The following is a 24,248-nucleotide window of genomic DNA, read 5'->3' on the forward strand; positions in this document are numbered from 1 at the left end:
GCTACCATGCTGGATTCACGAAATGAATCCCTCACCCGATTTGTGCAACAAAGCCCATCCAGACGTCCAGTCCGTGATCGATAATATATTCGGTCATTGGAGTTCAGCCACTTTCGAATGGACCTTCTGGCGCACTTGGTACAAAGGTTTTCTCGACGGAAAACCACTCAACTGGGAGTTACAACGCCGGGTAGCCCAGATTGAAAATGCCATCTGGGAGACAGGCCCCGAAGCCGTCGCCAAAGAAATCGAGCGTATAAAAGCAACGATGCTCTCGGAAAAGCTGCCGATGGCAGAAACCATTGAACTAAACCCAGAGACCGGAAAGTTCCGCGCGGTTCCGATCGCGGTAGAAAACCCAGTCACGATCTCCGCTTCGCTGTCGCAAATTAGTGATGCACTTGAGGATTGCCTTGGGGGCCACAATGGCTTGTCCGAACAGGCTGGCAATGTCAAAAAACTCAACCGGGTTCTGACCAAGTACAAGACCGATCCACAAAACGCCGAACTCACCCTCACCCGCGTTGCAGGTAGCCTGCGTAGTCAATTACATGAGACGCACGAACTGCCGGACAATGAGGACAACCTCGCCCTGCTCAATGCAGTTGTGGAAGGCGTGCATGGCATTCGCGCCAATCATCCAGAGGTGGCCGCCAACCGTGAGCAACTGGCACAGCAAGCGTTCAAGGCGCTAGGACCGGACGACAAAGAACTGCTGCGACAGGCCCAGCCCATCCTCGAAGTGCTCAGCGAACCGGAGTTGGCTGACGATTTTACGCATGACATTCCTGAGCTGATCAACGACGCGCTCTTGCCTTTGCCAGATGGCGCACCGCCCCTGCCCGGCGCAGACGTGACAACCCGAGTGTTTAGCCGGGTGTCGAAAATGGCAGTGGTGACTGAGAGAGGTGGCAAGATCTTTGACAGTAAAGAGGTCAAGACCGCACGCTTGGCACACCTTGGGTATACAGCTCTCGATCTACTCTATGCAGTCGTACAAATTGGCCTCCGCTTTTTAGGGGTGCTTTAATCCAACAAGGTCAGCGCCTGACCCTGGGTGGGCGTGAAGCGCCCTCCCGTGGGGAGGGTCGGGCGCTGACCGGCGGTGCCGCCGGTCCAGGGATAGCGGCGCCCTTCGACGCTTTCTTCCTCACGTAAGCACCCGGCAAATTTCTGCGCATTTCTGACTACGCTTTAACCATGATTGAATCCCATTCCCAGTTTCGGCATATTCCCTCAAAACCGGGCCTAAACTCCGAGCATCGATACACGAGGGACACCTGATGACACTGCCGCTTTTCTCCCTGCGCCGCGCAGGGCTTTGTGCCGTTTTGGCCGTTCAGGTTCTCACCGTGGAACTCCTGTCGCCGCAACCAGCCAATGCCGGGGTTATCGAACGTGCCTGTCGGCAATCGGATCGCTCTGCCGCCAGCCCCTCGCTGTGTCGCTGCATTCAAAAAGTGGCAAACATCCAGCTGACCTCCTCTGATCGCAAGACCGTCTCCAAATGGTTTGGCGACCCACATCAGGCACAGGTGGTACGTCAGTCCAGCAATCACCGTGATGAGCAGCTCTGGGAACGCTACAAGCTGTTTGGCGACTCCGCCGCCAAAACCTGCGGCTAGCAGATCAGGTTTGCAACAAGCTGACCCGCGGCTTTGACTGCGCATCCCGCTCTGGAGTAGTGCAATCGCCTTTGGGCCAGTCCGTCACTTTTCGGGGAATGCGCAGCAGTATTCAAAACGTCAAATCGGCTGGCCGGTGCCACAGCCTTCGTGATCCACGACCACTGCCCAGCCAATACCTGTCCCTCGGATGTCACTTTAGGGGGAACGGCAGCCACAAAGGCACCCTTGACCCGACAGCCCTCGCCCGGGAAAACTGATCCCAGAATTTTTTTCTCCGGAGTATGTGTATGTTGATGAAGGGCGTTACCCTCAGAGGCTTGGAGGTTTTTGAAACCTTGGCCAAAACCGGTTCAGTCGCGCAGACAGCAGAAGTCACCGGTCTGAGTCAGCCAGCCGTCAGCCAACAGTTGCGAAATCTTGAAAAAGCCCTGGGGGCTGATCTGGTCGATCATGGCCGCCGCCCCATGGTGCCGACCTCTGCCGGGCGTAATTTTCTGGCCCGAACCGAGGCGGTTTTGTCCGAGCTGCGTCTGGCGCAGAGCGAGCTTTCGATGATGGATCTGAGCCACCTGCCCGCCCTCTCCATCGGGCTGATTGATGATTTCGACAATGATCTGACGCCGCGCCTGGTGACGGCCCTCGCCGAGAGCCTGACCGAATGTCGCTTCAAGATGATCACCGCTTCCAGCCACGACATTCTGCGCGCCATCGAGGCCCGTGAGATCCATATTGCGGTCACAGCGACCACGGGAGAGCCGCATGAGGGACTGATCGAGTTCCCACTGGTACGCGACCCTTTCATCCTGGTGGCTCCCAAAGGCATGATCGCCAGCGCAAAGACGGCTGCAAGCCAGCTAGAGAGCCTGCCTTTCCTGCGCTACGCCGGAGATCAGCTCATCTCGCAGCAGATCGAAGCACAACTCCAGCAGCACCAGAGCGAGTTTGAAAACCGCTTCGAAATCGGCTCACATCTGGCCCTGATGGCCATGGTTGCAGGCCGTATCGGTTGGGCTGTGACCACGCCGCTTGGCTACATGCGCGCCGCACGTTTCCACGATGATATTGAGGCCTTTCCGCTGCCCTTTGGAACTTCAGCGCGCACCATTTCCCTGTTTGCCAGCAATGATTGGGCCGATCAGTTGCCGCGCAGCGTCGCCCAGACCATTCAGGGCTTGATCAAACGTCAAATGGTGGATCCGGCCATCTCCCGCCTGCCCTGGCTTGCTGAAGGTTTCAAACTGATCGAAAGCCCCAGCTAACCTCGCACCATCTTGAGCGCTCAACCAGATTGAACCTCCCAGGAAAATTCAGAAGAAGCTTCATATTCCTCAGAGGATGAAGGCTCCTTTATCTAGAGCTCCTAGCAGAAATAGTCCGTTCAGGGCGCCAACACGCTCCCTGCCGCTCCATATTTCCGTACGGCAAAGCAGACCATTTTCCCAATTGCACTTATCCCTGCCTTTTACGCCCCCTTCCATCTGCCATTTATCTTGAAGGAGAAGGCGGTACCGTTCTCAAACATGAGATGTTTCGACATACGCCCATTGGGCTCCCCAGATCAGTTAGGTATCCCTCCAAAACCCTTCTCCACACTGCGCCCACCACACCGTTCAAGCCCATTGATTAGATCGCAAAAGCAAAAAGGCCGCCCCAACGGGGGCGACCTTGGTGGACGCACAGGACGACTGCGGCGCGGATTGACGCCGCGCAACAGCCGACTGTCACACTGTTTAGTTCGAGTGCTTCATATGGCCGCCATGACCAGGCTTGCGCTCCAGATCGACTGGGATCTCGATTGTCACCTCGCCAGCATTTTTGAAGACAAGGGTCACAGGCACCACATCGCCATGCTTCAGCTCCTGGGTCAGACCCATGAACATCACATGATCGCCGCCGCGCTGCAGCATGTGGCTGCCTTCGGCGGGGATCGCAAAACCTTCTTCGACATGCACCATCTTCATGACACCGTCACCGGTTTCCATATGCGTATGCAGCTCGACCCGCTTGGCAATATCAGAGCGCGCCTCTACCAGCTGATCATCTTCGCTGGACATGTTCATGATCTCCATAAAGGCAGCACCGCTGCTGGACATCTTGGCCGACACACGGGCGAATTGATCATGCACCATGATCTTGGCGCCTTCGGCATAGGCGGAACCAGCAAAACTCACTGCGGCTACAGCCGCAAACAGGACGGATTTCAGGGACATCATCTGTCTCCTCTTTCAGGGGTTTGAAAAGAATAAATCGGTTTGGTCAGCTTGGGGCAACAGACCCGATCTGACCTGATCTTGATTTGATACAGGGTTGGCCTAGGGCCATCCCTGTCTTAGATCAAAGCTGGCGGTGCCCGTGCCAGTGCATGCAGCAAGACCCGGTTGTCCTGCCATGGCAGGATCTGTGTCTGCTCAAACGCTTGACCTGCATAGGCCAAAAAGCTCGCAGCATCCGGCAATGGCAGCGCATCCAGAAGGTGCATCACACAGTCAGGACAAAAATGCGGCGCCTGGGTCGGCTGCCCTTCGCTGTCCACATAGATGACGACGGCAGCACTGCCGGAACAAATCACCATCTGCCCTGCAGCATCCTGGCTGCCCTGCGCGCTCGCCGAGGCATGTCCCGTCAGGGCCACAACCAAGGCCAGACTTAAGGCCAGATATATCCGCAGGAAACGTGCCATGGATACCCATATGCCCCCGCCAGACCGCCGCTGCAAGTTGGAAATACAATCGCCTGAAACGGCAAAACGCCGCGCATCTTCAGATGCACGGCGTTTCAAATTCTATCGTGAAAAGAGATTAGGCTTGAACGGCCTGCGCCTTGGCGATCTCTTTTTTCACTTTCAGCGCGCTTGTGGACAGCTCATCGTCCTTGGCTTTCGCCAGGAAAGCGTCCAGACCACCGCGGTGATCAACACTGCGCAGAGCAGCAGCCGAAATTTTCAGCTTGATGCCGCGACCCAGAGCCTCGGACTGCAGGGTTACATCGTTCAGGTTCGGCAGAAACCGACGACGAGTTCTGTTTTTGGCGTGGCTGACATTGTTGCCAGTCATCGGGCCTTTTCCGGTCAGTTCGCAACGGCGCGACATAGGTTCATCCTTCGTATCTGGGGCAGCGCCGGAGGATTGCCCCGAATCGTCTGCCATATCTCAAAGGGCGCAGCCAAAAGCGACGCCCGAAAACTGGTTGGATGCGTTTAGGAGGAATCGCCCCGAGGGTCAAGCCATATGACGGGGTTTTGTGGCAGCACCCCGTTGAAATGGCTCAGCCCGTTCCAACCTGTGATTTTCAACAGCTCTTTAGGCCTTCACAGAGCCTTTTACCAGCCCTCTTAGTCGGCAAACTCTACCACCTTCTCACGCCTGCGGTCTCCCGACAGGCAGTCGCACCCCGGACTCAGCCAGCTACGCCCAGGCCTTTGAGCAAATCCTGCGCCGCAGTTGCCGGGGACAGGTCTCCCTCAGCCACCTGATCTGACAGCTCTGCCATCCGCGTCCGCGCCCAGGGGGTTTCCAGCCGGGACAACAGGGCCTGCCGCACGTCTTCGCCGAACCAATAGCGTCCCTGATCGGCGCGGGTTTGGTCCCAGTGCCCCTGTTCGCGTCGCCAGTCGACCAGCTCTTGCATTGCGTCCCAGGCGCTCTGCAAGCCGCTGTCCTCGAGCGCGGAAACGGTCTGCGCTTTGGGATAGCCTTCGGGATCCTGCGGCCGTTTGCGCAGCAGGCGCAGGGCTCCGGAATAGTCGGCACAGGTGCGCATCGCTGCCGATTTCAGATCTCCGTCAGCTTTGTTGACCAGAATGATATCCGCCATTTCCATGATGCCGCGCTTCACGCCCTGCAGCTCATCTCCGCCCGCGGGCGCCAGCAGCAGCAAGAACAGATCCGACATCTGCGCAACAACGGTTTCTGACTGCCCCACCCCGACCGTCTCGATCAGCACTACATCAAACCCGGCAGCCTCGCAGACAGCCACGGCTTCGCGACTGCGACGCGCGACACCGCCGAGGTTGGTCTGGCTCGGCGAGGGTCGGATAAAGGCGTTTTTTTCGCGGCTCAAGCGCTCCATGCGGGTTTTATCCCCCAGGATGGAACCACCAGAACGCGCCGAACTGGGATCCACCGCCAGCACCGCGACCCGCAGCCCCTGTGCCACCAGCATCATGCCAAAGCTCTCGATAAAGGTGGATTTCCCCACCCCGGGTGTGCCCGAAAGGCCAATGCGCAGCGCCTGACGCCCCGATTGCGCCAGCAAGGCCAGCAATTCGCCCGCCTGGGCGCGATGGTCCTCGCGACCGCTCTCCACCAGGGTGATGGCACGGGCCAGGGCCCGACGGTCGCCATTTAGGATCTTCTCGCTCAGCTCGGCGATATTCATGCCGGGTCTCCAGATTTTGAACAGGTCGCAAAAATTTCCGCATACTTGACGCAGCCCGGCTCCGGTTGTCCAGTGTGAACCTTGTCTCAGGAGGCGCAAGTCCAAAGCCCCGTCAACCGGCAGCCCTGCACTTTAGCTTTTTGCGCTCTTGGCCATGCACTCTGGACAAGGACCGTAGGCTTTGGTGATAAGCGAGGCATGACACATCCCCGCATGACACGCCTGCCGATTGATGACGCCCTACCCGAGTTGCTGGCCGCCCTGACGCGCGAGAACCGTGCCGTCCTGCAGGCGCCGCCGGGTGCAGGAAAAACCACAAAGGTGCCACTGGCCATGCTGCAGGCAGGCCTCACCGATCAGCGCATTGTCATGCTGGAGCCGCGCCGCCTCGCGGCTCGTGCCGCCGCAGAACGCATGGCAGAAACCCTGGGCGAACCGGTTGGACAGACTGTCGGGTATCGTATCCGTGGTGAAGCCAAGACCAGCAAATCCACACGCATCGAGGTTGTCACCGAAGGCATCCTGACGCGCATGCTCCAAAGAGATCCAGACCTGCCCGGCATCGGTGCGGTGATCTTTGATGAATTTCACGAACGCTCTCTCAACGCTGATCTTGGCCTTGCCTTCTGCCTCGAAGTGGCTGGTGCTCTGCGCGAGGATCTGATCCTGCTGGCCATGTCCGCTACATTGGATACCGCGCCTGTGGCGACATTGATCGAGGCCCCGCTGATCACCTCCGAGGGGCGTGCCTTTCCGGTAGAAACCCGCTGGCTGGACCGTCCGCTTGGGCCACTAGCGCGCCGCCTGGATGCGCTTTGCGATCTGGTGGTACAGGCCGAAAAGGAAAGCCGTGACACCGCCAAAGGCGCCCAGATGGGCGGCGGACTGTTGGTTTTTCTGCCCGGCGAAGGCGAGATCCGCCGGGCCGCACAAAACCTTGCCTCACGCCTGCCGGGTGATTGCCAGATCCAGCCCCTGTTTGGCGCGCTGCCGTTCAAAGATCAGCAGGCCGCAATTCGCCCGGCCGCAACAGGGCGCAAGGTGGTTCTCGCGACATCCATCGCCGAAACCTCGCTCACCATTCAGGACATTCGCGTCGTGGTCGATATGGGCCAAGCCCGGCGCGCCCGCTTTGATCCTGGATCGGGCATGTCGCGTCTGGTGACCGAAAAGGTCACCCGCGCCGAAGCCACCCAGCGTCAGGGGCGCGCGGGTCGTGTCGCACCAGGGACAGCCTACCGGCTCTGGACCAAAGGAGAAGAAGGCGCACTGGCCGCCTTTCCCCCGCCTGAAATCGCCTCGGCCGATTTGACCGGGCTAGCGCTTGAACTGGCGCTCTGGGGGGCAGATTCTCAGGATTTGGCCTTTCTGACGCCGCCCCCCGACGGCACCATGGCCGAGGCACGAAAGCTCTTGCAGATGCTCGGGGCATTGGATGCCAAGGGGCAGATGACCGCCCATGGCAAGGCATTGGCAACGCTACCGCTGCATCCCCGCCTGGGCCATATGCTGCTTAGCGCCGGGCCGAAAGCTGCCGATCTGGCCGCCCTATTGGCGGAACGCGACCCACTGCGTGGCGCGCCCAGCGATCTGGCCCTGCGCCTGGAAGCCCTGAAGGATCCGAAAGCCTTTCAGCGCAAACGTCCCTACCAGCTTTCTTTTCCGGTGGTGGACCGCATTCGCAGCGAAAGCCGCAGATTGCAAAAGCAAGCGGTTGGAAAGCAGGCCCGCAGTGCCCACATCGAGCTCTCTGCTGCGGCCATGGCTGCCCTCGCCTACCCTGACCGGATCGGCCAGCGGCGCAAAGGCGACCAGCCACGTTATGTGCTCTCTGGCGGCAAAGGCGTGCTGCTGGACCCAAGCGACCCGCTGGCCACTGCCCCTTTCATCGTCGCACTGGACACCGACGGAAACCCGCGCGAGGCGCGCGTGCGCATGGCTGTGCAGATCACACTGGGCGAAATCCATGCCCTGTTCAAAGATCAGATCACTTGGCAGGATCAGTGCCAATGGTCCAAACGGGATCGCCGCGTAGACGCCCGCCAACAGGAGCGCCTTGGCGCCATCACCCTTGATGATCGCCTGTGGAAGGATGTGCCGCCCGACGCTGTCGCCCATGCCATGCTGGAAGGTATCCGTGATCTCGGGCTCAGGCTGGACGGGGCGGCGGCGCGGCTTGCTGCCCGGGTCGAGCTGTTGCGCGACGATGGCCATGATCTACCGGATTTCACGACTGCAGGGCTAATGGCCCGTCTCGAAGACTGGCTGTTGCCAATGCTGGGCGGGGTCAAGACTGCAGCCGCCTGGAAACAATTCGACCTGCTGCCTGCCCTGCGTGCGGCCCTGACCTGGGACCAGACACAGCTGTTGGACCGCGAAGCACCGGGCAGTTTCACCACCCCGCTGGGACGCAAAATCCCCATCACCTACAGCACCGAAGCCCCCGAGATCTCTGTACGTCTACAAGAGCTGTTTGGCGTCACCCGCCATCCGAGCGTCGGTGGTGTGCCCCTGAAGGTGACGCTTTTGTCACCTGCCCAGCGCCCGATCCAGATCACCCGGGATCTGCCGGGGTTCTGGGCCGGATCTTACGCCGATGTGCGCAAAGACATGCGCGCACAATACCCGCGCCACCCCTGGCCCGAGGATCCCACACAGGAAGACCCAACGCTGCGGGCAAAACGGCGCAAATAGCGCCACCGCCGCGCGCCAGCAAAGCTGGCGCGCGGCCACCCCCAACTGTCGGCGGGGCATCTGCAGATGCATCGCCCGACAGGCGGGAGCCCCCCGCTCTACGTTAATCTCGCAGAGCGGGCAGCCCGATACCAGTGGCTTCAAAGCCGCCATCTGCCGCCAGGATCTGCCCAGTGACAAAGCTCGCTTTGTCCGACAAAAGAAACGTGATCGCCGCTGCGACCTCTTCTTCCTTACCGTAGCGATTGAGCGGTAAGGCATCGTGATAGGCTGCAATAATCTCCGGGCTGTGCACCGCCATCGCCAGCTTGGTGGCCACCGGACCAGGCGCCACCGCATTGACCCGAATGCCCAACTCTCCCAGTTCCACCGCCTGCTGCAGTGTCAACTGCGCCAATGCCGCCTTGGAGGTCCCATAGGCCACCCGCAGCGTGCTGGCGCGCAGACCAGAGATCGAGGTGATATTCACCACCGCCCCACCGCCATCTGCCGCCAGCAGATCAGTAAAGGCCTGGGTCATCAGAAAGGGGCCATCCAGGTTGGTTTCCATCACCCGGCGCCAGCGCTCGAATGTGGTTTCACGGATCGGTCCGAAATCCGCCACACCTGCATTGTTCACCAGCCCATCCAGACGGCCAAAGCCCGCCTCTATCTGCGACACGGCCCTTTCCACATCAGCTGGCACCGAGACATCCGCATCAATGACCATCGCGTCGGGCAGAAGTTCAGCCACCTTGGCAAGCTCTGCGCTGTCGCGGTCCAAAACTGCCACCTGCCAACCCTCTGCAATTAGCCCACGTGCGGTTGCGAGGCCGATGCCCCGCGCGGCGCCTGTAATCAATGCTGTCTTCATGTTTTGCCTATCAGGTTTTTCAACTTTGTTTCCGGCTTCATCTGGGTCAGTCGAGGATAGGAAAGTCAATCAGGTTCCGCTGAAATGCCCCTCCCTGAAGTCACGCCTGAAATCACACAGGATGTTAAAGTTACCAACTCCCGCTCGGCGCGCCCGTCATCAGTTCAACACATAAAAAGGTCTAAACTGGTTGTACTTTTCCGCCAAACCCCTATTTTGTTAACAGTTTCGCAAGGCACGGCCTCGCCAAGACAAACAATGAGCAGCACAAGATGAGCCCAATTCTCACCCAGGCATGGGAAGAAATGATCAAACCCATGCTCTCTCGCCCCAAACGCATCCAGGTTGCAGCCCTCTGCTACCGGACGGCCAGTCAGGGAAAAGAAGTCCTCATGGTCACCAGTCGCGGCACTGGGCGATGGATCCTGCCCAAGGGCTGGCCGATCAACGGCAAGGATGGCGCCGAGTCCGCTCTGCAGGAAGCCTGGGAAGAAGCCGGCGTGCAAAAAGGCTGTGTCGAAGGAGATCCGATTGGCACCTTCAGCTATGACAAAGAACTGAAGACTGGCCTGCCAGTGCCGGTCGAAACCTTTGTCTATACGATCCGGGACGTGGAATTGTCGGACGACTACCCCGAAGCCCACCAACGGCAGCGTAAATGGTTCAGCCCACAGGACGCCGCAAACTTAGTGCGGGAACCCGAGCTACAGACCCTTTTGCGCCAATTGTAACACCAATACGACATTTTTGTGACAGTTTAGCTTGCCTCAACAGGCCGGCTCCCTTAGTGCGTCCCCAACCTGCCTGATCTCTATCTTCCTGCCGAAGGGACATTTTTCGTGAGCACACCGCCCAACGACGCTGACCATCTGGAAACGCTGGACCGCGACCTGCACCGGTTCTCGCATCTTGAGACCGCCACCCAATATGTTGCACGACCCATGGTCGCACCAGGCATCGCGCTGGTGTTCATCGTGCTGGTTGGTCTTGGTGCTGCAATGATGTTTGACAGCAGTCAAACCAATCTGATTGTCGTGGCCGCTGCCGTCTTTGGCGCCTATATGGCCATCAACATCGGCGCCAATGATGTCGCCAACAACATGGGACCTGCCGTGGGCGCCAATGCGCTGACCATGGGCGGCGCCATCGTCATTGCGGCCTTCTTTGAAAGTGCCGGCGCCTTGCTCGCAGGCGGGGACGTGGTCTCTACCATTTCCAAAGGCATCATTGATCCGCAGGTTGTTGCCACCTCGGAAGTCTTCATCTGGGCCATGATGGCCGCGTTGATCTCCTCGGCGCTTTGGGTCAATCTGGCAACCTGGGTCGGCGCACCGGTCTCGACCACCCATTCGGTGGTTGGTGGCGTCATGGGCGCAGGCATTGCGGCTGCCGGCTTTGCTGCCGTGAACTGGCCCACCATGAGCAAGATCGCTGCCAGCTGGGTGATCTCTCCGGTGCTTGGCGGCGTCATTGCCGCGCTGTTTCTTGCCCTGATCAAAGCCAAGATCATCTACCAGGACGACAAGATCGCCGCAGCGCGCCGCTGGGTACCTGTCCTTGTGGGTATCATGGCCGGTGCTTTTGCCTCTTATCTGGCCCTGAAAGGCCTAAAACGGATCATCAAGATCGACCTGCAGACCGCCCTTCTGATCGGAGCCATGATTGGCGCACTTGCCTATGTCATCACCGCGCCGCTGATCAAGCGCCAGTCCGAAGGCATGGAAAACCGCAACAAATCTCTGAAAATTTTGTTCCGCATTCCGCTGGTGATTTCGGCAGCGCTGCTGTCGTTTGCCCACGGGGCAAACGATGTGGCCAATGCCGTTGGCCCGCTGGCCGCGATTGTACACGCCTCCGAATTTGGTGATTTTGCCTCCAAAGTTGCGATTCCGACCTGGGTCATGGTCATTGGCGCCTTTGGGATTTCCTTTGGTCTGTTCCTGTTCGGGCCAAAACTGATCCGCATGGTGGGCAGCCAGATCACCAAGCTGAACCCGATGCGCGCCTATTGTGTGTCGCTGTCGGCGGCCATCACCGTGATCGTGGCCAGCTGGCTGGGCCTGCCGGTCTCATCCACGCATATTGCTGTCGGTGCGGTCTTTGGCGTTGGGTTCTTCCGTGAATGGCATCACGAGCGCCGGATGAAGACATCGGCCAATGGCCGTCCTCCCGAGCAGCGTATTGCGCCCGAAGAGCGCCGTCGCCGCAAGCTGGTTCGTCGCAGCCATTTTATGACCATTGCTGCGGCCTGGGTGATCACCGTGCCAGCTGCTGCACTGCTGTCCGGCTGTATCTATCTGTTGCTGGCAACCATTACCCAGTAAGGACCGTCCAAGCCACACAGCTAACGCACCAGCAGGCTGGGCTCCATCATTGGCAGCCCGGCCTGTTTCTTTTCTGTCACCCGGATGGCCCGAATAACCAAGTCCGTGATTGGTGTCGCTGTGCCAGTGGCATGGCCCAGTCTCTGGATTTCTCCCTGCAGGGCATCCACTTCGGTCGCCCGCCGCAGCATCAGATCCTGCGCCATCGAACTGCGCGCCAGAGGGTCGATCGTCAGCATCTGGGCCGCCACGCGCGTAAAGGCCCAGTTCGGCAGGCGTAAAATATAGGGTGTCGTCCAGGCAGGTAGGGGCGTGGTCGACACCGGTCGCAGCCCTGCCGCTCGCATGACCTGCAGCGCCTCGGCCATCTGATCCGCCATCAGTCGACGCCATCTGCGATCCTGCAACTGCTCGACCAGCGTCAATCCCGACAGCGCGTTCAGGGCATTGTTGAGATTGATCAAAAGCTTGCCCCATTGCACCCCGGCGATATCCTCACTTTCGCTGATCACCATATGCGGCAGGGTTAGGCGTCGCCCCCAATAGCCGGGCCCGGACGCCATCACGATGCCACCGGACGATGCCCGGTGAAAGCCCGCGATCACAGGGCCTCCCTTAACCACACCTTCGCTGTCCAGTTCCGGCTCCTGCCTGGACACCACGTTAAAAGGCACCATGGCGGCGCGCACATCGCGCCCCGGCAGCATGTCCTGTAACAGTGCAGCATTGCCAAGACCGTTCTGAAAGCTGAGTATCATCGCCGCAGGCGAGGCGTGATGGGCAATCAGATTGGCCATTTCCGCCGTCGCGGATGATTTCACCGCCACTACCACCAGATCAGCGCCTGCCAGCACAGAAGGATCTTCGCTACAGCTGAGAGAACCACGCGGCAAAACCTTATCCATGCCGCTGAAATCCGTCAGTCTGAGGCCATTTTGAACGATTGGTGCCAGTACCCGGGCCCGACCCAGCAGGGTCACCGGAAACCCCGCCGCGGCCCAAAGCCCGCCGCAGAAGCAGCCGATGGCTCCTGCTCCGGCCACCACGATCCGCGGCGGCTTCTTTGGCGTTTGTCGCGGGGTTTGCTGCACCGAATTAAACAGTGACTTTCTGGATGTGAGGGGGGCAGGTCTGTTCATGCCGCAACGGGGAGCTGTTCCAGAACCTCGCGGGACGGCACAACTGCTCCGAACCCCGCAGCCAATGCGGACAGCGTGACGTCCAGCACCACATCCGCATCCAGATCACCGCCGTGGCGGTCTGGCAGCGCAAAGGCGATCAACGCGTCCTCAACAACCGAGATCCGAAACCCCAGATTGGCGGCGGATCGCGCGGTGGAGTTGACGCAAAAGGCCGCCACACCGCCGACGATCACCAGATCGCTAATCCCCTGACCGCGCAGATACTCGGCCAGATCAGTGCCGACAAAGCCCGATGATCCGGTCTTCCAGAACACTTTTTCACCCGCAAGAGGCTGCGCACAGGGCATGGGTTGGCCAGAGGCCAGATCGCGGCGGAATTTGCTTTCCCGGCGCGGATCATCATGCATCACATGCACGACCGGTAGTCCAGCGCGGCGAAACCCTGCCGCAAGCTCTGCAATGCTATCTTCGGGTTGCGGGTTGGCACCTGGGTTGGCGCGTGGACGCCCCGCCGCCGTGGCATTTGCCATCTCCATCTGCATATCAACAATCAAAAGTGCCGTGCCAAGTTCCATCAAAAAACCCCCGCGCCAAAATGAATTGGCCCGAGGGTTGCAGATGTCATTCAAAATATCCAGTCCCTGCGGCAGGTCAACTAGACCCCAAGGCACCAACGCATAACAGCCTTTTGCGCGTGCAAACGGTTCTCGGCTTCGTCAAAAATCACCGACTGCGGCCCGTCCATCACGGCAGAAGTCACTTCTTCTTCGCGGTGCGCAGGCAGGCAGTGCATGAACAAGGCATCCGATTTGGCGTGGGCCATCAGCTCCTCGTTGACCTGATAGGGGCGCAACATATTGTGGCGCCGCTCTTTTGACAACTGACTGTCATGCATGCTGACCCAGGTATCGGCCACGATAAGATCGGCCCCTTCGACGGCTTTGAATGCATCGCGTTCAATCACCACTTTGGATCCTGCCTTACGCGCCAGACCCACGAATTCCTCTTCGGGGTCCAACTGGGCAGGTCCGGTAAAGGTGAGATCAAAGCCAAACTGCGCCGCCGCATGCAGGAAGGAGGCGCAGACGTTGTTGCCGTCACCAGCCCAGACCACCTTTTTGCCCTTGATCGAGCCACGGTGTTCTTCGTAGGTCTGAATATCGGCCATGATCTGGCAAGGGTGCGTGCGATCAGTCAGACCATTGATCACCGGCACAGAGGCATATTCCGCCATCTCGGTCAGCACGGTTTCGTCAAAGGTGCGGATCATGATCAGATCCACATAACGCGAAATCACCCGGGCGGTATCCGCAATGGTTTCACCATGCCCCAGCTGCATGTCCTTGCCGGACAGGACCATGGTCTGCCCGCCCATCTGGCGCACACCAACATCAAAGGAAATCCGTGTCCGGGTCGAGGGTTTTTCAAAGATCAGCGCGACCATCTGACCGGCAAGTGGCTGTTCGTCATCCGGTGTGCCCTTGGGGCGATCGGCGCGTGCCTGCTTCATCATTTTGGCTTGATCGATGATGCCGTGCAGATCTTCTGAACTGGTTTTGTGGATGTCGAGAAAATGGTTCATATCGTATTGCTCTTTTTGTCGATTGGGGTGCTTCCAAAAGCGGGGGCTACCTGCCCCCGCACCCCCGGGAATATTTGAAGAAAGATGAGATTCAGGCCTGCTCGACCTGTGTCGCGGCCTGATCCAGACGGGCGAAGGCCTCGGCGATATCCTCATCGCTCAGGGTCAGAGGCGGCAGAAGCCGGACGACATTGTCTGCGGCGGGCACCGTGATCACGGCGTTGTCATAGCCTGCATTGACCACGTCTATATTGCTGGCCTTGCATTTCAGCCCCAGCATCAGGCCCGATCCGCGCACCGCTTCAAAGACATCGGGATGAGCCGCCACCAGCCCTTCGAGCTTTTGGCGCAAAAGCCCTGCCTTGCGGTTCACGTCTTCCAGAAACCCAGGGGCAAGCACCTCTTCGACCACAGCGCAGCCGATCGCACAGCCCAGCGGGTTGCCGCCATAGGTGGACCCATGGGTGCCAGCCGTCATGCCCGATGCAGCCTCTTCGGTGGCCAAAACAGCGCCGAGGGGAAAGCCGCCGCCGATGCCTTTGGCGACCATCATGATATCCGGCGTGATCCCGGCCCATTCATAGGCAAAGAATTTACCGGTCCGGCCGACACCGCACTGCACTTCGTCAAGGATCAAAAGCACCCCAGCGTCGTCGCAGATCTGGCGCAGCGCCTTCATCTCGGCATCGGGAACCGGGCGGATACCGCCTTCGCCCTGCACCGGTTCAATCAGCACCGCTGCGGTCTTGTCTGAGATGGCATTGGTCAGCCCATCCAGATCGCCAAAGGTGAGATGCACAAAGCCCGGCAACAAGGGGCCAAACCCTTTGACCATTTTTTCGGTACCCGCAGCCGCAATACCCGCCGAGGAGCGTCCATGGAAAGAACCATCAAAGGTGATGATCTCAACCCGGTCAGGCTGGCCTTTTTCATAGAAATACTTGCGCGCCATCTTGACCGCCAGCTCGCAGGCTTCGGTGCCGGAGTTGGTAAAGAAAACCGTGTCAGCAAATGTGTTTTCAACCAGAAGATCCGCCAGTTTTTCCTGCTGTGGAATCTTGTAGAGATTGGAGACATGCCAGAGCTTCTGCGCCTGATTGGTGAGCACCTCGACCAGCTTTGGGTTGGCATGGCCCAGCGCGTTCACAGCGATGCCAGATCCCAGATCCAGAAATCGGCGCCCGTCCGCCTCGAACAGCCAGGAACCTTCGCCTTTTACGAACTCCAGCGGAGCACGATTATAGGTGGGCAGTACGGACGGGATCATCGGGATCATCCTTTTTCACAAGTTGAGGCCAAAGCAGTGCATGAGCTGGGCCAGAGGGTCAATAAAGAGAAAGTGTTTTTGTGTTCCCGCGCCGCAGAAGGGGCCAGGACACAGATCAAGCGGGCCGGATTACGCCAAACGGCGTCGGCGTCGAAGCAAGGGGATATGCGTGGCTTTGATCATAGTCAGGCTCCATATCGGAGGAATTGACGAAATGAAAGCCCTTTTGTGAAGCCCTATGTGGCATTTTGAAACTTCGCCCCCCTAACGACCAAATCACCTTCGGCGCGTGCTCCCCCCCACGTCCGCTGACCCAAGCCTGCTGACCCAAGCCCGCCAATGACGCGATAAGGCTTGCAAATGATGCGACAGCAGCGCACCCCTGTCACATGAGCATTTCAACACCGCAAAACCCACGCCTCGCAGCCTGTCTGATCCTGATCGCAACCATATTCATGGCCGCGACAACCCTGCTTGCCAAGGCTTTGGGAACAGAGACCCTGGGGCCTGCCCTGCATCCAATGCAGGTCAGTTTTGGCCGGTTCTTTTTTGCATTCATTGCGATTTCCAGCGCTGTTGCAGTCTTGCGGTTCAAATTGCAGCGCCCCCTTTGGCGTCTGCATCTGGGGCGCACCAGCTGTGGCTGGCTCGGTATCACGTTGATGTTCGCCGCCGTGGCCCATATTCCGCTGGCAGATGCCACGGCCATCACGTTCTTGAACCCGGTCTTTGCCATGCTGCTGGCCATCCCCTTGCTGAAAGAAAGCGTCGGCCCCTGGCGTTGGGCGGCTGCCGGAATCGCCTTCATAGGTGCCATGATCCTGCTGCGCCCAACACCGGATAGTTTTCAGCCCGCAGCCCTGCTGGCGCTGGCCGCGGCTATGGTGATCGGGCTGGAGCTGATTTTCATCAAGAAGCTATCAGGGCGCGAACGTCCCCTGCAGGTGCTGTGGTTCAACAATGCCCTTGGCATGACCATTGCCAGCCTTGCGGTGCTGCCGGTCTGGCAGATGCCGACGCTGGAACAATGGGGCGCGCTGGCAGCGCTTGGCACCCTGATGGCCTGCGCGCAGGCCTGTTTCGTAAATGGCATGGCGCGCGGCGATGCGTCGTTTGTGGCCCCGTTCAGCTATGCGACGCTGATCTTTGCCACGCTCTATGATTTTGTGGGCTTCGGGCAGATCCCAGACCGGGTGACGGTTCTTGGCGCCTGCGTTATCCTCACGGGAGCAGCGGTTCTGGCCTGGCGCGAAGGGCGCAGGCGGCCAGAACTGCAAGATGCAGCCTAAGCTTTCAAGCGGTAGCCACTGCGCAGCATGAGCCAGGCCAGAAAACAGATAGCAAGGCTCGCAGCACTGCAAATCACCATTCCCGTCACGGGTGATCCATCCGAAGTGCCAATCATGCCATAGCGCACCCCATCAATCAGATAGAAGACCGGGTTGAGCTGCGACAGGGTCCGCAGCACTGGTGGCAGCGCCGATACTGAATAGAAGGTACCGGACAGGAACGCCAAAGGGGTGACGATAAAATTGGTAATGGCGGCCATCTGGTCGAACTTGTCCGCAAATACCCCGGCAACAATGCCAAGACCACCCAGAAACAGTGCGCCTTGGATCACAAACCCAAGCGCCACCAGCGGATGGGCCGGAACAATCTGCAAGAACAGCGCCAGTCCCAGCGCGATCCCCAGCGCCACCACAGTGCCGCGCGCGACAGCCCCCGCCAGATACCCCAGCAAAATCTCCAGCCCCGACAGGGGCGGCATCAAGGTATCAACGATATTGCCCTGCACCTTGGAAATCACAATCGACGAGGATGTATTGGCAAAAGCGTTCTGGATCACCGCCATCATCATGATGCCCGGCGCCAGAAAATTCAGGAAAGGCACGCCCATGACATCACCCCGGCTCGGGCCAATCGCCAGGTTGAAGATCATCAAAAACAACGCCGCCGTCACCAATGGCGCCAGCAAGGTTTGCGTCCAGACCACCCAGAACCGGGTAATTTCACGCCCGGCCAGAGTTTTCAGCCCCAACCAATTGACCCGACCAAAGCGGCGTTCGCCCAGTGGAATCTGGTAACCTGTCTGATGCTCCGGCATGTTTTCCCCGCAATTGTTGTGTTTTCACTGCATAGCCGTTGGGTTCTGAGGCGCAAGGTCTCTTGTAACTCGCGCCCCAGTGATTAAGATAGAGAGCTAATACGGAACTCGATGGCGGCCGCAGGATTCTGGGGCCGCTATTAGCTTGGAAAGGCAACAGATGTCCTGGACAGACGAGCGCGTCGAATTGCTCAAGAAGATGTGGGGCGAAGGTCAGTCGGCCAGCCAGATCGCAAAAGAACTGGGCGGGGTTACCCGCAATGCTGTGATTGGCAAGGTGCATCGCCTCGGCCTGTCCAACCGCACCACCACGGGTGCCAAGGCCGCAGCCGAGCCCAAGGAAAAGCCCGCAGCAGCTGCGAAACCGGCGCCAAAGCCGAAACCGCAGCCCAAGACGGAGCCCGCGCGCCCGGTGACGCCGCCGCCCGCCGCGAGCCCAGCAGCCGAGGCCAAACCACTTGTGCCTGCGCGCAAACAGATCATTCCGGCCGGTCAGCCGCTGCCGCCACAACCTTCGGCCAACGAGATCAGCCCCGAGGCACTGGCCAAGGTCAACGAGATCGAAAAGAAGGCGAAGAAGCTTTCGCTGATGGAGTTGACAGAACGGACCTGCAAATGGCCCGTGGGCGATCCCGCCACCGAAGACTTTTGGTTCTGTGGTCTGCCTGTGCAACAGGGCAAACCCTATTGTGAGGCCCATGTCGGCGTCGCCTTCCAGCCGATGAGCGCACGCCGCGATCGCAAACGCTGAATCGGCAAACACTCCAGTCAATTTCAAAGGCCCTGCATCATTTGATGCGGGGCTTTTTGCTTGTGACCTGCCCCGGCGAACTTAGCGAACCCGGCAAACACAGAAAAATACCCAGCCTGAGTTTTAGCCTTGCAGCCACTGCGCCTATCAAACTGAAATACTTATTGATGGAGGGAAAATGGGCCAGCACTTTCGGGAGGAGGAGGAATGTGCTGGCCCCTAATTTAACGGGTTTCGGGAGGAAAGACCGTTAAGGGTGGCGTCAGATTTACTCTGGGAGGAGCGAGCTCTGACACCTGGCAATCGTCCACGTTCCTACATGCGGGCGATTGATTCAGCTAAAAGTTTGGCGCAGGACATGCTGCACCTGACAGGGCGCGCTAAACAGGGCGCTCAAAGCCCGTCGTATTCGTAGTTCACAAGGTATTCAGCGTGCTCGCGGATACCGCTGCGATCTATTCCGATTTGTTTGAGTTGCGCGTCAGACAGCTCCTGCAGGACAGATTGCATTCTGCCAACCTGCATGCGTGTCAAAGCCCGCGCCCCGGCCAGGCGGATACTGACAAAACCCCGAGCCAGCATTTTCACCGTGCCACCAAGGATGGTCAAAAGATGCGGCCAGAGCATTGGGCCGCCTACAAGGCTACTGTTAAGCTTCATTTTGTGGCTCCTTCTTCATTGCTTCCAATGCCAGGCGACGAATATGCGAACGGTGAATTCCAAGATCTGCAAGTTCACGTGCTGACAGCGCCTGCAGTTCAGACATTGTCTGCCGGTAGCGGGTTTGGCGCGCGATGAAATTTTGTGCAGCGAGCCGCAATCCCGCAAACTGCGCGTAAAAATCGCTCAGAACGGTCTGTGGACGAAGGTTTTCGCGTGAAATAGGCATGAACATCGCTGCGTCTCCTTTTGCTTTTGCTGCATTGCAGTATTTATGCTGCACTGCAGAAGTAGCGCTAACGCGGCGAACGTCCTAGTCTCTCAATTCGCATAGGGGTCTTGCCGAACAGGAAAGGATAGCAGCAAAATGGATGTACCTTCACAGATGCTCACCTTCGTGAAGGTTGTCGAAATGGGCAGTCTTTCCGCCGCGTCCCGGCTGAGCGGGCAGACACCTTCGGCAGTCAGCAAGCAGATCGGACATCTCGAAGACCACGTTGGTCACCGCCTGTTACATCGGACCAAATCCGGCGTCTCGCTGACCGATGAAGGCCGGGAATACTACGAAAAGTGCCGTGCCCTTGCCGATACATTCGGTCAGGCGGAAGAACATATCTCCAGCCTGAAAGGCCAACCCAAAGGCATTTTGCGCGTCGCCTGCAGCGTGGCCTTCGGTAAATCTCAGCTGATAAAATCTTTGCCGGAATTTCTGGAAATGCATCCCGAAATCACAGTCTCGCTCGAGTTGACCGATCGCAAGGTCGATCTGGAAGAGGAGAGTTTTGATGTCGCGGTTAGCTTTGCCGAACAATTGACTAACCAGCATGTTATCGCCAAAAAAATCATGTCAAATGAACGTATTATCTGCGCATCTCCTGCCTTTCTCAACCGCCACGGCGTCCCCAAATCATTTGATGACTTGGCCAATTTCAACTGTCTGCGCACATCGAATGTTGTGGGCAGAAACGCTTGGCAGGCAGAGCTGGACGGGGTTGAACACCGGGTCGATGCTACTGGAAATTTTGAAGGGAACAGCGCCGATGCGGTTTTCAAGGCCGCCCTCGCCGGGTTGGGGATCGCGCGGCTGTCAACCTACCTGGTTGCAGACAAAATCAACTCAGGCGCGCTGATCCGATTGTTTCCGGACTATGTTCAAAAACACGCCGACGTCGCGGCCGTCTTTGCTGGAAAACGCAACCTTCCACCAAAAACACGCGCTTTTGTGAACTTTCTCGCCGACCGTTTTCGCCGTAATTAGTGCGACTAGCGGGCAGTCTCTTGCCTAGGCCATCGAGGCTGCCACAAAGGATCCGGCCGGAGTTTAAGCCAGGATTTAAGCCAGGGCTTGAGCCGGGGTTTGGCTTGAGATTTGGCTTGGGGGAAAGGAGAATCCGCCGATCTTGGCAAGCAGCTCTGCGATCTCCTCGACACCCTGCCGATTGCGCAGAGAGGAAAACACAAAAGGACGCCCCCGCCGCATCTTTGTAGCATCGCGTGTCATCACCTCCAGCGAGGCTCCGACGTGGGGGGCCAGATCGGTTTTGTTGATGATCAGGATATCGGATTTTGTAATCGCCGGACCGCCTTTGCGCGGGATTTCCTCGCCCGCTGCCACGTCGATGACATAGAGCGTCACATCGGCCAGCTCGGGGCTAAAGGTAGCAGACAGATTGTCACCGCCACTTTCGATCAGCACGATTTCGACATCCGGGTGCCGGTCGACCATCTCGGAAACTGCGGCCAGATTGATCGAGGCGTCTTCGCGAATGGCTGTATGCGGACAGCCGCCGGTCTCGACGCCGATGATCCGGTCCTGAGGCAGCACCTGCAACCGCATCAGGGCCTCTGCATCTTCCTGCGTGTAGATGTCATTGGTGATCACACCAATGGAATGCCGATCACGCAGCACTTCGCAAAGCGCCGCAGTCAGTGTTGTCTTGCCAGCGCCGACGGGACCACCGATCCCCACGCGCAACGGGCCATTCATAGAGGTCATGTGCGAAAGATCCTTGAATATTGTGTTTCGTGTTTCATGGACGCGATATCCGACAAAAAACTGCTTGCCCCGAGCGCATCCAACCCCTGGCTCAGTGTGTCAGTGGCGACGTCGCGAACCTGCGGCATCAGGGCAGCGATCATGCGCTGGCCTTCGGTCTGCCCCAAAGGCACCAGCCGCATCGCCGCCGCAGCAAGATTGCTAACAAAGCTCTGCAAATACATCTGCGTTGTCAGCCCGAGCGGCAGCCTCTGCAACCGCGCGGCGCGCCCCACCGCAACCGGATAGGAAAGCGCTTTTAACTCTGCCTCCCAGATCGCAGCGACCGCCTGACAAAAGGCACTGCCCTGCAGATCGGCTTCTTTCAGCCGTTCGCGCGATGGCGCAAAGGCCCGGCTGGTTGCATCGACTTGAGCTAGTGCGTCAGCAGTTTTAGCCCGATAGGCTGCTGCCAACAACAGGCAGTCATTGCGGCCAGTCCCATGTTGCAAAACATCACTGATCCACTGCTGCGCAGACACCGCATCGCAGACGTCCCCCACTTCCACGGCCCACTCAAGCCCATGAGAATAGGCATAGGCGCCGACCGGGAATCCGGGTGAAAACCACTGTGCCAGCGTCAGGATATCTTTTTCAGTGGGCATGAGAATGCGTACGACCATGACCATAGGCGCCCCCTTCGGGGGTAAAGGGCTCCACCACTTCGCGCACCTGCGCGCCGATCTTGCCCAACATGTCGCGGATCACATGGTCGCGCTGGATCAACAGACGGGTGTCTTCGATCTGGCAGGGCGTGTGGCGATTGCCAATATGCCAGGCAATCCGGGCCAGGGCGTCGCCGGTGACTTCCAGCAGCTCTTCGGGGGCGGCAATGATGGAAATCTCGGATCCATCATCCAGCACCAGCACGCCCCCATGGTTCAGCGAGGTGGTTTGAGGCAGATCCACCAACAGAGACTGCCCATCATCGCACTGCAGCATTTTGCGGCGCAAGAATCTGGCATCGTAATCCAATGAAATGCGGGCAAATTCTCGGCCATGGCCGTGATCATGATAGGCGCGGGCAATTTTGGCTTCTTCGGTCATCCGGGTCTCTTTTCTGATCAGAAAACGGGTATCAAAACATGAAATAGCGCTGCGCCATGGGCAATACCTCAGCGGGCTCGCAGGTCAGCAATTCGCCATCCGCGCGCACCTCATAGGTTTCCGGGTTCACTTCGATGTCCGGTGTCGCATTGTTCAGCAACAGATCCGATTTGCCGATACCGCGGGTGTTGCGCACGGCCACGGTCTGCTTTGCCAGCCCCAGACGCGCGCCGATGCCTGCATCCTGTGCTGCCGCACTGACAAAAGTAACAGCAGAGTTTTCAACCGAGCGCCCGAATGCGCCGAACATCGGCCGCGAATAGACCGGTTGCGGTGTCGGGATAGAGGCATTGGGATCGCCCATCTGCGCCATGGCGATTGTCCCGCCGAGCAGCACCATTTCAGGCTTCACCCCAAAAAAGGCCGGGTTCCACAGGACCAGATCCGCGCGTTTTCCCACCTCGACAGAACCGATTTCATGCGAGATCCCATGCGCGATGGCCGGGTTGATGGTATATTTGGCGATGTAGCGGCGAACGCGGAAATTATCATTTTCACCAGCTTCCTCCGACAGGCGCCCGCGTTGTTTTTTCATCTTGTCAGCGGTCTGCCAGGTGCGGATCAAGACCTCGCCCACGCGCCCCATCGCCTGACTGTCAGAGGCGATGATCGAAAAGGCGCCCATGTCGTGCAGGATGTCTTCGGCGGCAATGGTCTCGCGGCGAATGCGGCTTTCGGCAAAGGCGACGTCTTCGGGGATGGATTTGTCCAGATGATGGCAGACCATCAGCATGTCCAGGTGTTCTTCGAGGGTGTTCACCGTAAAGGGCCGCGTCGGGTTGGTCGATGAGGGCAGCACGTGCTCTTCGCCACAGATGCGGATGATATCAGGGGCATGGCCACCGCCGGCCCCTTCGGTGTGGAAGGCGTGGATGGTGCGCCCCTTCATGGCGGCCACGGTATTTTCCACAAAGCCGCTTTCATTCAGCGTGTCGGTGTGGATCATCACCTGCACGTCCATGTCATCGGCCACCGACAGACAGCAATCAATGGCGGCCGGTGTGGTGCCCCAGTCTTCGTGCAGTTTCAGCGCGCAGGCGCCGCCCAGCACCTGCTCTTCGAGGGCGGCAGGCAGCGAGGCATTGCCCTTGCCTGCAAAGGCCATGTTCATTGGGAATGCATCCGCCGCCTGTAACATCCGTCCCATATGCCAAGGCCCCGGCGTACAGGTCGTCGCCAATGTGCCATGGGCCGGGCCGGTGCCACCACCCAGCATGGTGGTCAGGCCGGAATGCAATGCATCGTCGATCTGCTGCGGACAGATAAAGTGGATATGGCTGTCAAACCCCCCGGCCGTCAGAATGCGGCCCTCGCCAGCAATGACTTCGGTGCCGGGGCCAATGATGATATTCACCCCTGGCTGAGTGTCCGGATTGCCCGCTTTGCCGATCTGACGGATGCGCCCCGATCTGAGGCCGACGTCCGCCTTGTAAATCCCAGAGTGGTCAACGATCAACGCATTGGTAATGACCGTATCAACCGCGCCTTCGGCACGGGTTGCCTGACTTTGGCCCATACCATCGCGGATCACTTTGCCACCGCCGAATTTGACCTCTTCGCCATAGCGCGGTGCATTGCCCGCCCCGGCGGCCAGGTCTGCGGTCAGGTCGCGCTCAACCTCGATTATCAGATCCGTATCGGCCAGCCTCAGCCGGTCACCGGTGGTGGGGCCAAACATGGCGGCATAGTCTGCGCGATCAATCTGGGCGGGCATGAAAAGGTCC

General features: G+C 58.9%; 25 protein-coding genes. 9 read left to right on the plus strand and 16 right to left on the minus strand.

Annotation, left to right across the window (positions count from 1 at the left end; translation table 11 throughout):
- From PH5382_RS15105 to PH5382_RS15115, 3 genes are all read left to right on the plus strand, one after another.
- The coding region (locus PH5382_RS15105) for a hypothetical protein (RefSeq protein ID WP_231751899.1) at positions 1-1,030 on the plus strand (1,030 nt) is incomplete at its 5' end.
- A 253-nt stretch (positions 1,031-1,283) separates the two neighbouring features.
- Positions 1,284-1,625, plus strand: a complete 342-nt coding sequence (locus PH5382_RS15110) for a hypothetical protein (protein ID WP_058335230.1) — start codon at positions 1,284-1,286, stop codon at positions 1,623-1,625.
- A 290-nt stretch (positions 1,626-1,915) separates the two neighbouring features.
- Entirely contained in the window at positions 1,916-2,887 is a 972-nt protein-coding gene (locus tag PH5382_RS15115) for a LysR family transcriptional regulator (RefSeq protein ID WP_058335292.1), read from the plus strand.
- Positions 2,888-3,358: 471 nt separating this feature from the next.
- Here the strand turns inward: PH5382_RS15115 and PH5382_RS15120 are convergent, their stop codons facing one another.
- From PH5382_RS15120 to meaB, 4 genes are all read right to left on the minus strand, one after another.
- Positions 3,359-3,838 (minus strand): copper chaperone PCu(A)C, encoded by a 480-nt coding sequence (locus tag PH5382_RS15120; RefSeq protein ID WP_058335231.1) that lies wholly within the window; start codon positions 3,836-3,838, stop codon positions 3,359-3,361.
- A gap of 119 nt (positions 3,839-3,957) precedes the next feature.
- Positions 3,958-4,308, minus strand: coding sequence for a hypothetical protein (locus tag PH5382_RS15125; protein WP_058335232.1), 351 nt, complete (start codon positions 4,306-4,308; stop codon positions 3,958-3,960).
- Positions 4,309-4,426: 118 nt separating this feature from the next.
- Entirely contained in the window at positions 4,427-4,717 is a 291-nt protein-coding gene (gene rpmB / locus PH5382_RS15130) for a 50S ribosomal protein L28 (RefSeq protein ID WP_058335293.1), read from the minus strand.
- 307 nt (positions 4,718-5,024) lie between these two features.
- Positions 5,025-6,005, minus strand: a complete 981-nt coding sequence (meaB, locus tag PH5382_RS15135; RefSeq protein ID WP_058335233.1) for a methylmalonyl Co-A mutase-associated GTPase MeaB — start codon at positions 6,003-6,005, stop codon at positions 5,025-5,027.
- A 213-nt stretch (positions 6,006-6,218) separates the two neighbouring features.
- Here meaB and hrpB point away from each other — a divergent pair, with 213 nt between their 5' ends.
- Positions 6,219-8,699, plus strand: a complete 2,481-nt coding sequence (gene hrpB, locus PH5382_RS15140) for an ATP-dependent helicase HrpB (RefSeq protein WP_058335234.1) — start codon at positions 6,219-6,221, stop codon at positions 8,697-8,699.
- Between the two features lie 103 nt (positions 8,700-8,802).
- Here the strand turns inward: hrpB and PH5382_RS15145 are convergent, their stop codons facing one another.
- The gene (locus PH5382_RS15145) at positions 8,803-9,552 is read right to left on the minus strand and encodes an SDR family NAD(P)-dependent oxidoreductase (RefSeq protein WP_058335235.1); all 750 of its coding nucleotides are present in this window, start codon (positions 9,550-9,552) and stop codon (positions 8,803-8,805) included.
- Positions 9,553-9,824: 272 nt separating this feature from the next.
- Between PH5382_RS15145 and PH5382_RS15150 the strand changes: the two genes are divergently transcribed.
- Positions 9,825-10,283 carry an NUDIX hydrolase gene (locus tag PH5382_RS15150; protein ID WP_058335236.1) on the plus strand — a complete coding sequence of 153 codons (459 nt, stop codon included), beginning with the start codon at positions 9,825-9,827 and terminating at the stop codon, positions 10,281-10,283.
- Between the two features lie 108 nt (positions 10,284-10,391).
- Positions 10,392-11,876, plus strand: a complete 1,485-nt coding sequence (locus PH5382_RS15155; protein WP_058335237.1) for an inorganic phosphate transporter — start codon at positions 10,392-10,394, stop codon at positions 11,874-11,876.
- A 20-nt stretch (positions 11,877-11,896) separates the two neighbouring features.
- Here PH5382_RS15155 and PH5382_RS15160 read toward each other — a convergent pair whose 3' ends face one another.
- The 4 genes from PH5382_RS15160 to PH5382_RS15175 all read right to left on the minus strand — a co-directional run bounded on the left by PH5382_RS15160 (position 11,897) and on the right by PH5382_RS15175 (position 15,867).
- The gene (locus PH5382_RS15160; RefSeq protein WP_082645704.1) at positions 11,897-13,015 is read right to left on the minus strand and encodes a 2-dehydropantoate 2-reductase; all 1,119 of its coding nucleotides are present in this window, start codon (positions 13,013-13,015) and stop codon (positions 11,897-11,899) included.
- Positions 13,012-13,593, minus strand: a complete 582-nt coding sequence (locus PH5382_RS15165) for an isochorismatase family protein (RefSeq protein WP_058335295.1) — start codon at positions 13,591-13,593, stop codon at positions 13,012-13,014. Before PH5382_RS15165 ends, PH5382_RS15160 begins: the two co-directional genes overlap by 4 nt.
- Positions 13,594-13,673: 80 nt before the next feature.
- Positions 13,674-14,600, minus strand: a complete 927-nt coding sequence (gene argF, locus PH5382_RS15170; RefSeq protein ID WP_058335238.1) for an ornithine carbamoyltransferase — start codon at positions 14,598-14,600, stop codon at positions 13,674-13,676.
- Between the two features lie 91 nt (positions 14,601-14,691).
- The gene (locus PH5382_RS15175; RefSeq protein WP_058335296.1) at positions 14,692-15,867 is read right to left on the minus strand and encodes an aspartate aminotransferase family protein; all 1,176 of its coding nucleotides are present in this window, start codon (positions 15,865-15,867) and stop codon (positions 14,692-14,694) included.
- A 389-nt stretch (positions 15,868-16,256) separates the two neighbouring features.
- Between PH5382_RS15175 and PH5382_RS15180 the strand changes: the two genes are divergently transcribed.
- On the plus strand, positions 16,257-17,156 hold the full coding sequence (locus tag PH5382_RS15180; protein WP_058335239.1) for a DMT family transporter: 900 nt from the start codon (positions 16,257-16,259) through the stop codon (positions 17,154-17,156).
- On the opposite strand, the gene PH5382_RS15185 is transcribed toward PH5382_RS15180, so the two are convergent.
- Complete coding sequence (locus PH5382_RS15185; RefSeq protein WP_058335240.1) at positions 17,153-17,971, minus strand: ABC transporter permease; 819 nt, start codon at positions 17,969-17,971, stop codon at positions 17,153-17,155. The genes PH5382_RS15180 and PH5382_RS15185 overlap by 4 nt on opposite strands.
- 160 nt (positions 17,972-18,131) lie before the next feature.
- On the opposite strand from PH5382_RS15185, the gene PH5382_RS15190 reads away from it, so the two are divergent.
- Positions 18,132-18,722: a GcrA family cell cycle regulator gene (locus tag PH5382_RS15190; RefSeq protein ID WP_058335241.1), complete on the plus strand. Its 591-nt coding sequence runs from the start codon at positions 18,132-18,134 to the stop codon at positions 18,720-18,722.
- Between the two features lie 393 nt (positions 18,723-19,115).
- Here PH5382_RS15190 and PH5382_RS15195 read toward each other — a convergent pair whose 3' ends face one another.
- Together PH5382_RS15195 and PH5382_RS15200 are read right to left on the minus strand one after the other, a co-directional pair.
- Positions 19,116-19,382 carry a DUF1127 domain-containing protein gene (locus PH5382_RS15195; protein WP_156414936.1) on the minus strand — a complete coding sequence of 89 codons (267 nt, stop codon included), beginning with the start codon at positions 19,380-19,382 and terminating at the stop codon, positions 19,116-19,118.
- Positions 19,372-19,617 carry a DUF1127 domain-containing protein gene (locus PH5382_RS15200; protein ID WP_058335243.1) on the minus strand — a complete coding sequence of 82 codons (246 nt, stop codon included), beginning with the start codon at positions 19,615-19,617 and terminating at the stop codon, positions 19,372-19,374. Before PH5382_RS15200 ends, PH5382_RS15195 begins: the two co-directional genes overlap by 11 nt.
- 132 nt (positions 19,618-19,749) lie before the next feature.
- Between PH5382_RS15200 and PH5382_RS15205 the strand changes: the two genes are divergently transcribed.
- On the plus strand, positions 19,750-20,640 hold the full coding sequence (locus tag PH5382_RS15205) for a LysR family transcriptional regulator (protein ID WP_058335244.1): 891 nt from the start codon (positions 19,750-19,752) through the stop codon (positions 20,638-20,640).
- A 75-nt stretch (positions 20,641-20,715) separates the two neighbouring features.
- Here the strand turns inward: PH5382_RS15205 and ureG are convergent, their stop codons facing one another.
- Genes ureG through ureC form a run of 4 tightly spaced genes read right to left on the minus strand, consistent with a single transcriptional unit; the run spans position 20,716 to position 24,238 of the window.
- Entirely contained in the window at positions 20,716-21,378 is a 663-nt protein-coding gene (gene ureG, locus PH5382_RS15210) for an urease accessory protein UreG (RefSeq protein WP_058335245.1), read from the minus strand.
- A complete protein-coding gene (locus tag PH5382_RS15215; RefSeq protein WP_231751900.1) occupies positions 21,375-22,046 on the minus strand; it encodes an urease accessory protein UreF in 672 nt (223 codons plus the stop codon). The genes ureG and PH5382_RS15215 overlap by 4 nt, the downstream gene beginning before the upstream one ends.
- Positions 22,012-22,464, minus strand: coding sequence for an urease accessory protein UreE (gene ureE / locus PH5382_RS15220; RefSeq protein ID WP_082645705.1), 453 nt, complete (start codon positions 22,462-22,464; stop codon positions 22,012-22,014). The genes PH5382_RS15215 and ureE overlap by 35 nt, the downstream gene beginning before the upstream one ends.
- A 31-nt stretch (positions 22,465-22,495) precedes the next feature.
- On the minus strand, positions 22,496-24,238 hold the full coding sequence (gene ureC, locus PH5382_RS15225; protein WP_058335246.1) for an urease subunit alpha: 1,743 nt from the start codon (positions 24,236-24,238) through the stop codon (positions 22,496-22,498).
- Between the last annotated feature and the right edge of the window lie 10 nt (positions 24,239-24,248).

Origin of the sequence: Phaeobacter sp. CECT 5382 (assembly GCF_001457775.1) — a bacterium.
In the GTDB taxonomy this organism is placed as follows: Bacteria; Pseudomonadota; Alphaproteobacteria; order Rhodobacterales; family Rhodobacteraceae; genus Pseudophaeobacter.